15 protein-coding genes and 1 pseudogene are annotated in these 13,960 nt (G+C 72.4%); 8 read left to right on the top strand and 8 right to left on the bottom strand.

The window, feature by feature from the left end; all coding sequences use genetic code 11:
• Window position 1: 1 nt before the first annotated feature.
• Both Adu01nite_RS29290 and mptB read right to left on the bottom strand, forming a co-directional pair.
• The gene (locus Adu01nite_RS29290) at window positions 2–1,165 is read right to left on the bottom strand and encodes a glycosyltransferase 87 family protein (RefSeq protein ID WP_203731389.1); all 1,164 of its coding nucleotides are present in this window, start codon (window positions 1,163–1,165) and stop codon (window positions 2–4) included.
• A complete protein-coding gene (gene mptB / locus Adu01nite_RS29295) occupies window positions 1,089–2,498 on the bottom strand; it encodes a polyprenol phosphomannose-dependent alpha 1,6 mannosyltransferase MptB (protein WP_239132779.1) in 1,410 nt (469 codons plus the stop codon). The genes Adu01nite_RS29290 and mptB overlap by 77 nt, the downstream gene beginning before the upstream one ends.
• Before the next feature lie 58 nt (window positions 2,499–2,556).
• Between mptB and Adu01nite_RS29300 the strand changes: the two genes are divergently transcribed.
• Complete coding sequence (locus tag Adu01nite_RS29300; RefSeq protein WP_203731394.1) at window positions 2,557–4,122, top strand: hypothetical protein; 1,566 nt, start codon at window positions 2,557–2,559, stop codon at window positions 4,120–4,122.
• On the opposite strand, the gene Adu01nite_RS29305 is transcribed toward Adu01nite_RS29300, so the two are convergent.
• Window positions 4,119–4,574 carry an Lrp/AsnC family transcriptional regulator gene (locus tag Adu01nite_RS29305; RefSeq protein ID WP_203731396.1) on the bottom strand — a complete coding sequence of 152 codons (456 nt, stop codon included), beginning with the start codon at window positions 4,572–4,574 and terminating at the stop codon, window positions 4,119–4,121. The two genes, Adu01nite_RS29300 and Adu01nite_RS29305, sit on opposite strands and share 4 nt — an antisense overlap.
• A 217-nt stretch (window positions 4,575–4,791) precedes the next feature.
• Between Adu01nite_RS29305 and Adu01nite_RS48970 the strand changes: the two are divergent.
• Window positions 4,792–4,860, top strand: a pseudogene (locus Adu01nite_RS48970) (hypothetical protein); the annotation flags it as partial.
• A gap of 172 nt (window positions 4,861–5,032) precedes the next feature.
• Window positions 5,033–5,746 carry a Glu/Leu/Phe/Val dehydrogenase family protein gene (locus Adu01nite_RS48015; protein ID WP_239132780.1) on the top strand — a complete coding sequence of 238 codons (714 nt, stop codon included), beginning with the start codon at window positions 5,033–5,035 and terminating at the stop codon, window positions 5,744–5,746.
• Here the strand turns inward: Adu01nite_RS48015 and Adu01nite_RS29315 are convergent.
• On the bottom strand, window positions 5,692–6,387 hold the full coding sequence (locus Adu01nite_RS29315) for a type III effector protein (protein ID WP_203731398.1): 696 nt from the start codon (window positions 6,385–6,387) through the stop codon (window positions 5,692–5,694). The genes Adu01nite_RS48015 and Adu01nite_RS29315 overlap by 55 nt on opposite strands.
• Before the next feature lie 137 nt (window positions 6,388–6,524).
• Between Adu01nite_RS29315 and Adu01nite_RS29320 the strand changes: the two genes are divergently transcribed.
• Both Adu01nite_RS29320 and Adu01nite_RS29325 read left to right on the top strand, forming a co-directional pair.
• On the top strand, window positions 6,525–6,971 hold the full coding sequence (locus tag Adu01nite_RS29320; RefSeq protein WP_203731400.1) for an Hsp20/alpha crystallin family protein: 447 nt from the start codon (window positions 6,525–6,527) through the stop codon (window positions 6,969–6,971).
• Window positions 6,972–7,031: 60 nt separating this feature from the next.
• Window positions 7,032–7,337 carry a hypothetical protein gene (locus tag Adu01nite_RS29325; RefSeq protein ID WP_203731402.1) on the top strand — a complete coding sequence of 102 codons (306 nt, stop codon included), beginning with the start codon at window positions 7,032–7,034 and terminating at the stop codon, window positions 7,335–7,337.
• A gap of 75 nt (window positions 7,338–7,412) precedes the next feature.
• Here the strand turns inward: Adu01nite_RS29325 and Adu01nite_RS29330 are convergent, their stop codons facing one another.
• On the bottom strand, window positions 7,413–7,697 hold the full coding sequence (locus tag Adu01nite_RS29330; RefSeq protein ID WP_203731633.1) for a MerR family transcriptional regulator: 285 nt from the start codon (window positions 7,695–7,697) through the stop codon (window positions 7,413–7,415).
• A 651-nt stretch (window positions 7,698–8,348) separates the two neighbouring features.
• Here Adu01nite_RS29330 and Adu01nite_RS48565 point away from each other — a divergent pair.
• Window positions 8,349–8,471, top strand: a complete 123-nt coding sequence (locus Adu01nite_RS48565; protein WP_275414707.1) for a hypothetical protein — start codon at window positions 8,349–8,351, stop codon at window positions 8,469–8,471.
• Here the strand turns inward: Adu01nite_RS48565 and Adu01nite_RS29335 are convergent.
• Entirely contained in the window at window positions 8,458–11,466 is a 3,009-nt protein-coding gene (locus Adu01nite_RS29335) for a bifunctional [glutamine synthetase] adenylyltransferase/[glutamine synthetase]-adenylyl-L-tyrosine phosphorylase (protein ID WP_203731404.1), read from the bottom strand. The two genes, Adu01nite_RS48565 and Adu01nite_RS29335, sit on opposite strands and share 14 nt — an antisense overlap.
• Before the next feature lies 1 nt (window position 11,467).
• Window positions 11,468–12,253 carry a type 1 glutamine amidotransferase gene (locus tag Adu01nite_RS29340; RefSeq protein ID WP_203731406.1) on the bottom strand — a complete coding sequence of 262 codons (786 nt, stop codon included), beginning with the start codon at window positions 12,251–12,253 and terminating at the stop codon, window positions 11,468–11,470.
• Between the two features lie 105 nt (window positions 12,254–12,358).
• Between Adu01nite_RS29340 and Adu01nite_RS29345 the strand changes: the two genes are divergently transcribed.
• Together Adu01nite_RS29345 and Adu01nite_RS29350 are read left to right on the top strand one after the other, a co-directional pair.
• Window positions 12,359–12,733, top strand: coding sequence for a VOC family protein (locus tag Adu01nite_RS29345; protein WP_203731408.1), 375 nt, complete (start codon window positions 12,359–12,361; stop codon window positions 12,731–12,733).
• 84 nt (window positions 12,734–12,817) lie between these two features.
• The gene (locus Adu01nite_RS29350) at window positions 12,818–13,219 is read left to right on the top strand and encodes a hypothetical protein (protein WP_203731410.1); all 402 of its coding nucleotides are present in this window, start codon (window positions 12,818–12,820) and stop codon (window positions 13,217–13,219) included.
• Between the two features lie 3 nt (window positions 13,220–13,222).
• Here Adu01nite_RS29350 and Adu01nite_RS29355 read toward each other — a convergent pair whose 3' ends face one another.
• The gene (locus Adu01nite_RS29355) at window positions 13,223–13,918 is read right to left on the bottom strand and encodes a helix-turn-helix transcriptional regulator (RefSeq protein ID WP_203731412.1); all 696 of its coding nucleotides are present in this window, start codon (window positions 13,916–13,918) and stop codon (window positions 13,223–13,225) included.
• Between the last annotated feature and the right edge of the window lie 42 nt (window positions 13,919–13,960).

Genomic DNA, 13,960 nt, shown 5'->3' on the forward strand with positions numbered 1-13,960 from the left:
CCTACGTCAAGATCTTGTCGGGCTCCTTGACGTCGGACGAACGCGCGGTGCCGATGGGTGTCCAGATCAGCAGGGCCAGGCTGAAATAGACATAAAGATTGCTGCCGATGATCGCCAGCGGCGGCCGCGGCCCCTTCTCCCACAGCCAGGTGACCCGCGACGTCATCACCAGATAGGCCGCGCCGGCCAGGTAGAGCGGCTTGCGGTCCCGGCCGGACAGTCCGGCGTCGACGCAGCGGACCAGCGCCGGGATCAGGTAGACGCAGTGGTGCACCCAGGTGACCGGGCTGATCAGGCAGCCGACCACACCGGTGAGGGCGAGCCCGCCGGCCACGTCCGCCGGCGCCGTGCGGACGCGCCAGGCCCAGAACGCGAGGGTGGCCAGCACGCAGACCAGCCACACCTTCGACTCGGCCTGCTCGATCGGCAGCCGGGCCAGGAAGCCGCGCTCGGACTGGTTGGACAGGAACGACAGCACACCGACCCGGTTGGTGTCCCACAGCGCCGACGTCCAGAACTCGCGGGTCTCGTCCGGGAAGATCGCCCCGGCGACCAGGGTGGCCCCGGCCGCGGTGCCGGCCGCGGTCGCCGCGTCCCGCCACCGCCGGGTGATCAGCAGGTAGACGATGAAGATGCCCGGGGTCAGCTTGATCGCGGTGGCCAGCCCGATCCCGACGCCGGCCCAGCGGCGGCCCTTGGCCACGCCGAACAGCATGTCGCCGGCGACCAGGGTGAGCAGCAGGGTGTTGACCTGGCCGAAGGTGATCGTCTCGCGGACCGGCTCGAACGAGATCGCCAGGCAGATCGCGATGCCCAGGGCGAACCAGCGCGGCCAGCCCATCCGGGCGATCAGCGGCCCGGTGAACCAGTAGATCAGCAGCGCGGTGGTCAGCACGGTGCCGACCACCGCGATCACCACGACCAGGCCGAACGGCAGCACCGACATCGGCGACATGACCAGACCGGCGAACGGCGGGTAGGTGAAGCCGTACGGCGAGCCCGGCCGCAGCCAGTCGTAGACCATTCCGCCGTCGCCGTTGAACCAGTACTGGATGGCGCCGTAGTAGACCTTCGAGTCGAAATATCCGTTACGGGTCTCGGCGAGATAGTTGATCAGCAGCGTGATCAGGGCCAGCAGGCTGAGAACCAGAACTTTGAACCGCATACTTTGCTTTCCTGAATCGGACATACCCGATGTAGCAGATAAGTGCCGTCATCGCGACGGCACCCTGAGTCTTGACCGCGAGCGCAAGGTTGTAGCCGTCCGGCATGCACAGCGCCGACACGACCGCGGCCGGGACGGTCACCCATCGGGTCTCCCGCGGCAGCGTCGCCGCCAGCAGCACCAGGGCCCACGTCGCATACCAGGGATGAAACACCGGGGCGAGCAGCACGGTGGCCGCCATCGCGTAACCGGTCGAGATCCACACGTCGGCGCCGCGCAGCACCCGCCACCACAGCACGACCAGCACGACGGCCAGCGCCACGATCCCGAGGATCCGGGTGACCGGCACCGCGTCCACCCCGAACAGGCCGATCGTCATGCCGATCGCGGTCGGCGGCGAGGTCCACTGCACCGAGGCGCCGCTCCCGGTCAGCCCGGTGATCCAGCCGAGCCCGCGGCCGGACACGAGCGAGACCACCCCGAGGGTCACGGCCAGCGCGGCGAGCAGCTCGGCCGCGGCCCGCCACTTCCGGTAGGCGAACACGATCAGCACCGCGAACGGGACCACCACCACCGCCGTCGCCTTCACGCCGATCGCCAGACCGAACAGGGCGCCCGCCGCCCACGGCCACCGGGCCGCGGCCAGGGCCAGCCCGGCCAGCAGGAAACCGATCATCACGGCGTCGTTGTGCGCGCCGGAGACCAGGTGGATCGGGATCAGCGGGCAGGCCAGCGCCAGCCACACCGCGCGCTTGAGCGGCACCCCGGACCGGCGGGTGATCGCGGGCAGCGACACCGCGATCAGGCCCACGCCGAGCACCGCTACGAGACGCAACACCGCGATGGTTCCGGAGAGTGAGCCGCCCAGCTTCGCGGCGGCCGCGGCCAGCAGCAGGAACACCGGGCCGTACGGCGCCGGGGCGGCCCGCCAGGTCGGCGCGACGCCGTCGGCCCAGGGACAACCCAGAACATCGACCCCGCCTGAGTACGGGTCCAGCCCGGCCGCCTGCTGCCACCCCTGACACGCGTACGAGTAGACGTCGTAGCTGCCCAGCGGAAGGAACGGCAGCAGCGGCACCATCCACAGCGCCGCCGTCACGTAGGCCCACCGGGCCGACGGGATGTCCCGGCGCCCCACCCACCACGCGCCGATCAGCAGCGCGGTGCCGGCCAGCCAGGCAACCGGCAGCAGCACGCCGTTGTCGCCGAAGTAGATGGTGGCGGGCGTGACGGTCGGCGACCACGGACGGTGCGCGCCGCCCAGGTAGGCGGCCACGGCGAGCAACAGACTTCCTGCCAGCCCGGCGTAACGGACTCGGGTGGGGCGGGGCACGGCGAGCACCCTACCGTGACGCGCTGCTACCTTTCGGCGGACCGGTAGGGTCGGGCGGGTGTTGACCCGGCATCGGCTCGAGTGGGGCACCGCCGGAGTCGCGGTGGTGCTGGCCGTGGTCTACCTGGTGCTTCCGCCGATGGGTTCGGACCTGTCCGCCCAGGTGGCCCGGGCCGATTTCTTCGCCGGGCACGGCTGGACCCCGATCGACCTGCGCTGGTATGCGGGCGTCGACCAGCTCGGCTACAGCCTGGTCTCGCCGCCGGTGATGGCGCTGCTCGGCGTCCGGGTCACCGGCGCGCTCGCCCTGGTCGCGTCGGCCGCCCTGCTGGCCGTGCTGTTCCGCCGCACCGCCGCGGCCCGTCCGTGGCTCGGCGCCCTGGTCGGCACGGTCTGCATCGCCGGAAACCTGGTGAGCGGGCGGGTGACGTACGCCATCGGGGTGGCTCTGGGTCTTGGTGCTCTGACCCTGCTCACCGTGCCCAGGCTGCGCTTTCTCGCCGCCGTGGCGGCGCTGCTGGCCGGCGCGACGAGCCCGGTGGCCGGCCTGTTCCTCGGTCTCGCCGGCGCCGCGCTGCTGCTGTCCGGCCGGATGCTCGACGGTCTGCTGGTGGCGGTGCCGGCCGCGGTGCCGCTCGGCGCGAGTGCGCTGTGGCTGGGCGACGGTGGCTGGATGAACATCAGCCACACCGACACGCTGCGCGCCGTGGTGGCGAGCCTGGTGGTGGCGCTGCTGGTCCCGGCCCGCCCGGTCCGGATCGGCGCGGTGCTGTCGGCGCTCGGCGTGCTGGCCGCCGCGCTGGTGCACACCCCGGTCGGCCTGAACGCGACCCGCCTGGCGGTGATGTTCACCCTCCCGCTGCTGGCTGCCTACGCCGCGCTGCCGCTACCGAAACTGCCGCCCGGCCTGCACGAAAAAGCCGGCCGGCCGCCGGCTCCGCTCTGGGCCGTGCTCCCGTTACTGGTCGTAGCGTGCTGGTGGCAACCGCCGGTGGTCACCGGCGACGTGCGCGACCTGGGCAACCCGACCGCCGACCGCGCCTACTTCACGCCCCTGCTGGCCCGCCTCGGCCAGGAGACGCTGACCGGCCGGGTGGAGATCCCGCCGACCCGCGACTACTGGGAGTCCGCCCACCTGGGCGACGTGCCGCTGGCCCGCGGCTGGCTGCGGCAGGCCGACATCGACCGCAACCCGCTGTTCTTCGCCGACATCCCCGGCACCACCGGCACCGGCGTCGCCCTGACCGCGGACAGCTACCGCACCTGGCTGGCCGACGTGGCCGTGCAGTTCGTGGCCGTCCCCGACGCCGAGCTGACCTGGTCGGGCCGCCCGGAGGCGGCGCTGGTCACGGCCGGCCTGCCCTACCTGACCGAGATCTGGCGGGGCGACCACTGGCACCTCTACCGGGTGGCCGACCCGCAGCCGATCGTCGCGCCGCCGGCCACCATGGTCGCCCAGACCGCCGACGCGGTGACGTTCCGCGCCGAACGCGCCGGCGACGTGGTGATCCGGGTCCGCCATTACCGCTGGCTGCGTGCCTCCGGCGGCGCGGTCGTCGAGAAGAGCGGCGTCTGGACCCTGGTCCGCGTCCCCTCCGCCGGCGAATACACCCTGACCAGCTAATCCAGCGACTCGATCACCGGCTTGCGGGCGTGCTGGTAGATCACCGAGCTGCGGAAACCGACGATCTCGCGGCGGCCGGTGAACTTGTCCATCAGGAACGAGTGCAGCGCGTCCACGCTCGGCACCGCCACGTGCACCAGGAAGTCGTCGCCACCGGCCACCACGAACACGCTCAGCACCTCGGGCAGCCCGGTCGCGTACGCCTTGAAGCCCTCGATCACGTCCCGGCTCATCGGCCGCAGCTGCACGTGCAGGAAGGCCTGCACGTGCCGGTTGAGCGCGGCCAGGCTGATCTCCGCGTGGTAGCCGGTGAGCACCCCGCGGTCGCGCAGCAGCCGCACCCGTTCGAGGCAGGTAGAGGGCGCGATGCCGACCGCGCGGGCCAGGTCGCGGTTGGTCTGCCGGGCGTTGCGCTGCAATTCCCGCACGATCGCCGAATCAACGTCGTCCACGACCACCACTTTCCCTCCGCCGCCGAACTTCGTTCGGCAAACCCCGTTGGGCCCAGGCCAGGCGCCTAACTTCTGCTCATTGACCCGAGCAACTGTACGGAGGAAAGCGATGTTCTCGCATGAGCGGGTGATCGTGCGCCGCGGCCCGGAGTCCGGCCTGCCGATCGTCGTGGCGGTCCACTCCACCGCCCGCGGCCAGGCGATCGGCGGCTGCCGGATGAAGGCCTACCCGGACTGGCCGGACGGCCTGGCCGACGCGCTGCGGCTGTCGGCCGCGATGACCGACAAGTGCGCCCTGGCCGGCCTCCCCAACGGCGGCGGCAAGACGGTGATCGCGCTGCCGCCCGGCCCGATCGACCCGGAACTGCGCCGCGCCGCCCTGCACGACGCCCACCACGATCGCCGAGCTGAACGGCGCCTACGCGACCGGCCCGGACGTCGGCACCGGCCCGGACGACATGGCCGTCATCGGCGAGCGCACCGGCCACGTCTTCTGCCGCCCGGCCGCGCTGGGTGGCAGCGGCGACTCCTCCCCCGCCACCGCGATCGGCACGGTCGCCGCGCTGAAGGCGGTGTGCGCCGCCCTGTTCGGCTCGCCCGACCTGGCCGGGCACAGCTTCGCGATCCTCGGCCTGGGCCGGGTCGGCGCGCACGTCGCCGGCCTGCTGACCGACGCGGGCGCGAAGCTGACCGTCAGCGACATCGACGAGTCACGGCGGGCGCTGGCCCCGGCGGCGACGTGGACGAGCCCGGCCGACTGCCTCAGCGCCGAGGTGGACGTGCTGGTCCCGGCCGCCCTCGGCGGCGTCCTCACCCCCGCGACCGTCCCGTCGTTGCGCTGCCGGGCCGTCGCCGGCCCGGCCAACAACCAGCTCGACGCCCCGCCGACCGCCGACCTGCTGCACGAGCGCGGCATCCTCTGGGCCCCGGACGCGGTGGTCAGCGCGGGCGGCATCATCCACGCCACCGCCGTCGAGCTGCGCCACGAGCCGGAACGCCAGGCCCGGCACCGGGTGGAGGCGATCGGCGACACCCTGGCCGCGCTGCTGCGATCCGCGTCGGTCGCCGGCATCCCGCCCGCTGAGGCGGCCGCCCGGGCGCTCCAGGACGTGAACGATCAGCGTGCCGTCCGGTCGGCCGCGGGTGCCGGGGAGATGCCACCCCTGCCCTGAGCTGGGTGCCGGCGCCGAATGTGGTCGGTGTGGGCGGTGACCGTGTCGATCTGGCCGGCCAGATCGGGATGCTCGGGCAGATGGTGGTGGATCGCCGCGAGCAGAGCGGGCAGGGCGGACGCGTCCGGGTCGCCGAGGGCCTGATGCAGCCGGGCGAGGGCTGTGGCTGCGGTCTCGTCGAGGTCGGTCAGGGCGGTGATCTGCCCGGCGAGCCGGCGCAGGTCGGCGACGTTGTCGTTCGCCCACTGGGTGACAGCGCGGTGGGCGGACCGGCGGTCGCGTTCGGCCTGCACGCGGGCGTCACGGGTGTCGCCGGGCTGGTCGGTGGCCGCTGCGGTGCTGCGCAGGTAGCGGCGCTCGGCGGCCTGGCGGCTGGCCACGCCGAGCGCGGGGGCCAGGGCCTGCCAGGAGACCCCGGCGGCGCGGGCGGCGGCGATCAGGGTCGGTTCGAGGCCGGCGAGTTCGCTCTGCGCCCAGCGCAGCAGCACCAGGGCATCCAGCAGCTCGGCGGGCTGCAGGGCCGCGTGGTCGGCGGCGGGCTGCTGGACGGCGTGTGCGGCGGCGGCGATCGCGGCGATGACGACCGCCAGATCCCGCTTTGCGGGTGCCGACAGCGCAGCCCCGGCGGGTGTGTCGGCCATGTGGTCTCCGTCCCTTTCATCTCTTCGCTGACGACGTCATCTTTTCGTTGACGACCCACTTGTCATCGTCGCGATGACGTGTTAGAAACACGGTATCGCGCATTGACCGTCAAGTCGATACCGCAGGAGGTGGGGAAATGTTGATGCGCAGCGAACCCTTCACCGAGGTCAACCGGCTCGCCCAGCAGCTGTTCGGCACCGCCGCCGCCGGGACCTGGTCACGGCCGACAGCGATGCCGGTCGACTCGTACCGCAACGGCGACGAGTTCGTGCTCGCGTTCGATCTGCCCGGGGTCGACGCCGACGCGATCGACATCGATGTGGAACGCAACGTGCTGACCGTGCGCGCCGAGCGCCGCCCGATCGATCTGGGCGAGCAGGCCACCGCGCAGGTGACCGAGCGTCCGCTCGGGGTGTTCTCCCGCCAGCTGTTCCTCGGGGACGCCCTGGACGCCGACCGGATCGACGCCGCGTACGACAACGGCGTGCTGGTCCTGCGGATCCCGATCGCGGAGAAGGCCAAGCCCCGCAAGATCACCGTGGCCGGCCGGCAGCACACCGAGCAGAAGGTGATCGCCGGCTGACCGGCGTTCGTCACGTCAGCCCTGGCAAGGACCCCGATTGTGTGGCGGGTGGTGACCGGCATGACCAGCGACCCCGTAGCGAAGGCGGGCACCGCGTTGTCCCCGGAATGGGACCGTGGCTTCGACGAGGCCTTCACCGAACTGATAACCAGCGACCCCGACCTGGTCGCCGCCGAGTTCGACGCGCTCATCGGCGCCAACTTCGACGAACCGCCCACGCCGCCGGCACCACCCGCCCCACCCGTTCCGTCCGGTGCTGAGCCGGCCGGAACGCAGCCCGCCACCGCCGTCGGGCCGGAGGCACCGGCCGCAGGCACCGGGCATCAGCCCGACCCGGCCGACCGGCCCCCGCGGCCGCCGACCTGACACACACCCCGCATGACGAAAGTCCGCCACCCGGTTCGGGTGGCGGACTCGTTGGTTCCGGCCGCGGCGCGAAAGTCAGCGGTCCTGACGGTCGGCGTTGTGCCGCAGGGCTTCTTCGAGTTGGTCTTCGAGGATGATGATCCGTACCGCGGAGGCCATGTCGGTGCCCTGGTCGCACATCTCGCGGGCCCGGGCGGCGAGCCGGATCTGGTAGCGGGAGTAGCGGCGGTGCCCGCCACCGGACCGCAAGGGGTCGATCAGTTTCGCCTCGCCGAGCCGGCGCAGGAACTCCGGCGTGCAGCCGATGATCTCCGCGGCGCGGCCCATCGTGTAAGCGGGGTAGTCGTCGTCGTCGAGCATGTCGTCCGGTTGAGCCACACATCACCTCCATCACGAGGGCCCCGGCGCTGGAAAGCGCCGGGGCCCAAGGGTTGCGGGTCAGAAACACCATTTACCGACAGGAACGTCGGCTTGTCGTATCCACACCAGCCCTCGCTGAGGGTTTCGGGTGCGAGGATCGCATAAGCGTGACCGGAGACCACCTCTCGTTCGATGGAAAACTTCGGTGTCCGCGCCCGGCCCGATACGTGCGGCCGGCAGCGGGCGATCCAACGGTGTAAAGCCCTCCCTTTCCTCTGACTTCCTGACATCTGTATCTCTTCGTACCTGTCCGCCGGTGCCGGAGCCCCACGCGACTTCATGGCCCCTGACACGTACGACGAACACTCCTTCCTGCGGCGAAGCCCTGATGCTTGACGTCGGCCCCGCCACCCCCGAGAACCCCGGGATCCTGCAATTTCCTATCCACTGCCACATTCTCGAGCCGGGTCGTTGTCGGTCCGGCCCCATCGCCCCTGACAGGCGGTTCTTCGTCTGCGTCTTTTTGTTACTTCGTCCTCGACATCAGGAACATTAGTCGACCGCGGCGAGCATGTCTACTAACTCAGACATAGATTTTCTAGAAGGACGCGCCTAGCTCGTGGGCGAGCGACCAGACCGGCCCGTCGAGGTGTGCGCCTGGCTGTTCGAGGCGGAGCCGGCGCGGTCGAGCGGGCCGGCACCGACGACTGGAGCTTCTCGCCGGCCCAGGTCGCCGACGACGAGAAGCTGCCGGCCGCGCTCAGGAATCCATGACCCGTTCCATCGCGGCCCGGGAGCGGCGGGTCAGCCGCAGGTAGCGGTCGACGAATTCGCCCGGGTCGCCGCCGCCGAGCAGCAGCACCGTGCCGGCCAGCTCGACGCCGTGCCGGGGCAGCTGGTCGGTGGGGCGGCCGCGGACCAGGGTCAGCGCGTTGCGGACCTGGGCGGCCAGGGTCCAGCCGGCCGTCATCGCGGCCGCGTCCACCTTGTCCACCAGCTTCGCCTTCACCGCCGAGTTCAGCGCGTCCAGGGTCTGCGTCTTGCGGAGCTCGGGCACCGCGTACGCGTACCGCAACTGCAACAGCTGCACCGCCCACTCCACGTCGGACAGCCCGCCCCGGCCCAGCTTGGTGTGCGTGTTCGGGTCGGCGCCGCGGGGCATCCGCTCGGTCTCCACCCGGGCCTTGATCCGCCGGATCTCGGTGACCTGCTCCCGGCTCAGCCCGCCGGACGGGTAGCGCATGGTGTCGGCGAGCCGTTCGAACTCGCGGCCCAGCGACTCGTTGCCGGCCACGAACCTCGACCGCAGCAGCGCCTGCGCCTCCCACACCTTCGACCAGCGGGCGTAGTACTGCTGGTAGGCGCCGAGGCTGCGGACCAGCGGGCCCTGCCGGCCCTCGGGGCGCAGGTCGGCGTCGACGCCGAGCGGCGGGTCGGGGGCGGGCGCGGCCAGCATCCGGCGCAACTCCTCGGCGACCGCGTGCGCGGCGGCGGCCGCCTCACTTTCCGGCCGGCCCGACGGCGGGTCGTAGACGAACAGCACGTCGGCGTCGGACGGGTAACTCATCTCGTAGCCGCCGAGCCGGCCCATCCCGATGATCGCGAAGCGCAGGCCGTCCGGGCCGGGCTTGGCCCGCCAGGCCACCTTCAGCGCCGCGTTCAGGGTGGCGTCGGTGACGTCGGACAGCGCCTCGCCGAGCTTGCCGACGTCGATCGGCTGGGCCGGGGCGAGCTCGCCGGCCTTGCTGAGGATGTCGGCGCAGGCCAGCCGGAACAGCTCGCGGCGGCGCTGCGCACGGACCGCCGCGGTCGCCTTGACCGGGTCGTCGGAGTGCCGTTCGGCGGTCGCCGCGAAGCCGACGATCAGCGACTCGCGGCTGCGTGGCACCAGCTCGGCGTCGTCGGCGAGCAGCCGCAGCGCCTCCGGGTCGCGGATGAGCAGGTCGGTCGCGTACCGGGAGAGGCTCAGCACCCGGGCCAGCCGGCGGGCCACCGGGCCGCCGTCGCGCAGCAGCCGTAGATACCACGGGGTGCTGCCGAGCTTGTCCGACACGTGCCGGTAGTTGAGCAGGCCGCGGTCGGGTTCGGGGGCGTCGGCGAACTCCTGCAGCAGCATCGGCAGCAGGGTCCGCTGGATCGCGGCGGTCCGGGTCACCCCGCCGGTGAGCGCCTGCAGGTGCCGGATCGCGGCGGCCGGGTCGTCGAAGCCGAGGATCGCCAGCCGCTTGCGGGCCGACTCGTCGGTCATTCGCAGCGCCTCGGCCGGCACCCGGGCCACCGCCTCGAGCAGCGGGCGGTAGAGCAGCTTGATGTGCAGGCGGCGGACCTGCGCGGCGTGCCCGACCCAGTCGGACTTGAACGCCTCGACCGCGTCCCGGCCGGGCAGGGCGGTGTAGCCGAGGGCGGCGGCGAGCCAGCGCAGCCCGGCCGGATCGTCCGGCACGGTGTGCGTACGCCGCAGATTCTGCAGTTGCAGCCGGTGCTCGACACCGCGCAGGAAGCGGTAGCCGCGCAGCAGCGTCTCGCCGTCCTCCCGGCCCACATAGCCGCCGGTGACCAGGGCGCGCAGCGCCGGCAGGGTGCCGCCGTGCCGCAGCGTCTCGTCGACCCGGCCGTGCACGAGCTGCAGCAGCTGCACCGCGAACTCGATGTCGCGCAGGCCGCCCGGCCCGCGCTTGATCTCCCGGTCCACCTGGCCGGCCGGCGTGTTCTCGATGATCTTGCGGCGCATGTCGCGCACGTCGGCGACCGCTTCCGGCCGCTCGGCCGCGTGCCACACCAGCGGCGCCAGATCGTCGATCCACTCCTGGGCGAGGGCCAGGTCGCCGGCCGCCGGGCGGGCCTTGATCAGCGCCTGGAACTCCCAGGTCCGCGCCCACCGCCGGTAGTAGGCCTGGTGGCTGGCGAGCGTGCGGACCAGCGGACCACGGCTGCCCTCGGGGCGCAACGCCGCGTCGACCGGCCAGGCCACCTGCCCGCAGATCTCGATGAGCCGGGCCGCCACCGTGGTGCCGGTGCTCAGGTCCTCGTCGCCGGCCGCGACGAAGATGACGTCCACGTCGGAGACGTAGTTGAGCTCGTTGCCGCCGCACTTGCCCATGGCGACAACGGCAAGACGCGGTTCGGGCACGCTCTTCGGGAGTCCGGCCAGCGCTATTTCGTACGCCGTGGACAGCGTCTCGTCGGCCAGGCGCGACAGCGCGGCCATGGTCGGCTCCAGCCCCCGCCCACCGGTGAGGTCGGCCGCGGCGATGCGCAGCAGCGAGATCCGGTACGCCAGGCGCAGCGCCGGCACGGTCGGCTCGCCCTCGACCTCCAGGTGGCCCTCGGCGCTCGGCGGCATCCCGGTCTTGCCGGTGGCCAGCACCCGCCAGTCGTCCGGGTTGGCCACCAGGTGATCGCCGAGCGCGGAGGACGCCCCGAGCACCGCGACGAGTCGCCGCCGCAGGCCGTGATCGCGGAACAGCGCCTCGAACAGCTCGTCGGTGGCCTCGTTGGTGCTGATGTCGCCGCTGGGGCCGATGGCCGGCCCGCCGTTGGCCCGGGCCGCGGCGCGGGCGGCCGCGTCGACCAGCCGGTGCAGCTGGCGCAGCGCCAGGTTGGGGTCGGCGGCCCGGGACAGCGAGTGGATCAGCTCGGCCGCGTCGGTGCCGACCGGGCCCTGCGCCTCGCCGTCCCACAGCCGCAGGCCGGTCGGCCCGAGCAGGTCGGCGGCGCGGGCACCGTTGTCGGCGAAGCCGTACCGGGCGAGCCGGCTGGGCCGCGTCACGTCACTGCCCCAGGAGCGGCAGGGTGCGGATGTTGCCCGGGTTGGGTATGTCGGCGTCGGGCAGCGTGCCCAGGGCGAGCGCGGCGAACCGGGCCGCGAACGGCTGCCAGACCTCCTCGACGTCGGCCAGGATGTCGGCGATCGCGTAGACCACCGCCTCGGCGTCGTAGCCCAGCTCGTCGAGAGTGGCCGCGTCGCTCGCCGCCCACGCCTCGATCATCTCGATGTCGCACTCGATGTGGAACTGCACGGCCCAGGCCCGGTCGCCGAGCCGGAACGCCTGGTGCGGGTAGCGGCTGGACGCGGCGAGCAGCACCGCCTTCAGCGGCAGCTCGGTGATCTCGTCGGCGTGCCACTGGATCACGTCGGGCAGCAGCGGCACCCACTTGAACAGCGGGTCGGTGTCGGCCGCGTCGCGCTTGCCGACCAGCCCCGGCCCGATCTCCGGCCCCGAGGTGCTGCGCTCGACCAGCCCGCCGTGCGCCTGGGCCAGCAGCTGGGCGCCGAGGCAGACCGCGAGGGTCGGCACCCGGTTGCGGACCGCCTTGCGCAGCAGCCCCTCCAGCTCCGCGAACCAGGGCGCGCCCGGGGTGCCGTCGGCCGCCGAGTAGGCGCTCTGGTCCCCACCGAGCACCACCAGCGCCTGGTAGTCGTCGAGCGTCTCGGGCAGCGCGTCCCCGGCATGCGGCCGCAGCACGCTCAGCTCGAGCCCGGCCTCGGTAAGCCACTCGCCAAGCCGCCGCAGGTCGTCAGACGGGTCGTTCTCGATGACAAGTGCGATTCCCACGCCCCCGAGGCTAGTACCCGACTCGTCCGGAAACACCGACAGGAGGTTGTCGCGGCCGGAAGCGAGGGTGGACCCATCAACCCGCAACACCGAGGGAGTTATCCGATGTCCGCAGTGAACAAGGTCGACTGGTTCCAGATCGGCACCGACCAGCCGGCCGTGGCCGAGCGCTTCTACGGCGATGTCTTCGGCTGGAGCTTCGGCAACGACGACGACACCCCGGGCTACCGCCTGGTCAGCACGCCCGGGGCCGGTGGGCCGGCCGGTGGCCTTGCCGACACCACCAACGGCGGCACGGCGAGCCACGCCATCTTCTTCGTCAACGTCGCCGACACCGCCGAGACCTGCCGTAGGGCCGAGGCGGCCGGCGGCAAGATCCTGGTCGCGCCGCGCGACGGCGGCGGTGGCCTGATCTTCGCCCACCTGCTCGACCCGAGCGGCAACCACCTCGGCGTCTACACCCCGGGCGCCAACAACTAGTCCTTTGGCGGTTCTTTGGCCGGCGGTGCTGCCCTTGTGGTCCTGGAGGCGGACGATCGCCTCCCGGACCGAACGAGGTGGGCGATGCGAGTTCGACCGGCACTGGTGTGCGTCGGCTTGGCGGCGGCGCTGGCGCTGACCGGGTGCAAGGTAACCGGCAGCGACACCGCCGCCCCGGCCGCAGGCAACGCCGCAGGCAACGCCGCAGGCAACGCCGCAGCTCCCGCCGACAAAGCGGGCGCGGACGCGCCGATCTCGGCCGAGGCGCTCTGCGCGCACCTGAAGAAAGAGGCGCCGCGGATCAAGGCGGTCGGCTCCGAGGTCGGCGCGATGGCGCAGCTGAGCATCAGCATCGCCAACCTCTACGACGACCACCTCGACCAGCTCAGCGGCGACGTGGTCGACGCGCAGGCCGCCAAGACCTGCCCGGACACCCGGGCCGAGCTGCTCAAGGCGGCCGGGATCAAGAGCTTCGCGGAGCTCTGAGCCTCAGGCCAGGCTGAGCTCGCTCATCCGGTCGCCGGGCACGTCGAGGTCGCCGGGGAGCAGTTCGCGCGGCGGGGGCACCTCGGCGGTGACCGCGACCGAGGAGATCCGGTCGGTGCGGAAGACCCGCACCGACCGGCGCAGGCGGCACCAGGCCACCAGATACCAATACGTGGGCATGCCGACGAACGCGAGCGGCTCGATCTCGCGCACCGAGCCGGCGCCGGTCTTGTCGGCGTAGCGGATCCGCAGCACCCGGCGCATCGACAGGGCGTCGGCCAGCACGCGCGGCATCTCGGCCGCGGGTGGTTGCGCGGCCAGCCGCACCCGGCCGGCCAACTGCCGGGCCCGGGCCGCGTCGTCGGCGTGCATGGCGGCGACCAGCTTGCGCAGGGCGGTGGCCGCGGCGGCGTGGAACGGCGAGCCGGCCAGGCCGTGCAGCCCGACCGCCATCGCCACCGCCTCGCTCGGGGTGAAGTTGACCGGGGGCAGCGTGTGCGCGCGGTCGAGGCAGTAGCCGCCGGTGCGGCCGGTCTCGGCGTAGACCGGGGTGCCGGACTGCTGCAGCGCCGAGATGTCCCGCTCGACGGTGCGCACGCTCACCTCGAAGCGGTCGGCCAGCCAGCGCGCGCTGCGCGGCCGCGGCGCGACCGCGCGCAGCTCCTCGACCAGGGCGTAAAGACGATCGGTCCGGTTCACGAAAAACACGCTAGGCCGGGGGTACGACAAAACTCTAAGCTG

The sequence above is a fragment of the Paractinoplanes durhamensis genome, from assembly GCF_016862175.1.
GTDB lineage: Bacteria > Actinomycetota > Actinomycetes > Mycobacteriales > Micromonosporaceae > Actinoplanes > Actinoplanes durhamensis.

Excerpts from the sequence above, each read along its gene's own strand:
- Adu01nite_RS29290 (WP_203731389.1), bottom strand. The coding sequence starts at position 1,165 with ATGCGGTTCAAAGTTCTGGTTCTCAGCCTGCTGGCCCTGATCACGCTG.
- Adu01nite_RS29345 (WP_203731408.1), top strand. The coding sequence starts at position 12,359 with ATGTCCGCAGTGAACAAGGTCGACTGGTTCCAGATCGGCACCGACCAG.
- Adu01nite_RS29325 (WP_203731402.1), top strand. The coding sequence starts at position 7,032 with ATGACCAGCGACCCCGTAGCGAAGGCGGGCACCGCGTTGTCCCCGGAA.
- Adu01nite_RS29330 (WP_203731633.1), bottom strand. The coding sequence starts at position 7,697 with ATGCTCGACGACGACGACTACCCCGCTTACACGATGGGCCGCGCCGCG.
- Adu01nite_RS29315 (WP_203731398.1), bottom strand. The coding sequence starts at position 6,387 with ATGGCCGACACACCCGCCGGGGCTGCGCTGTCGGCACCCGCAAAGCGG.
- Adu01nite_RS29350 (WP_203731410.1), top strand. The coding sequence starts at position 12,818 with ATGCGAGTTCGACCGGCACTGGTGTGCGTCGGCTTGGCGGCGGCGCTG.
- Adu01nite_RS29320 (WP_203731400.1), top strand. The coding sequence starts at position 6,525 with ATGTTGATGCGCAGCGAACCCTTCACCGAGGTCAACCGGCTCGCCCAG.
- Adu01nite_RS48015 (WP_239132780.1), top strand. The coding sequence starts at position 5,033 with ATGGCCGTCATCGGCGAGCGCACCGGCCACGTCTTCTGCCGCCCGGCC.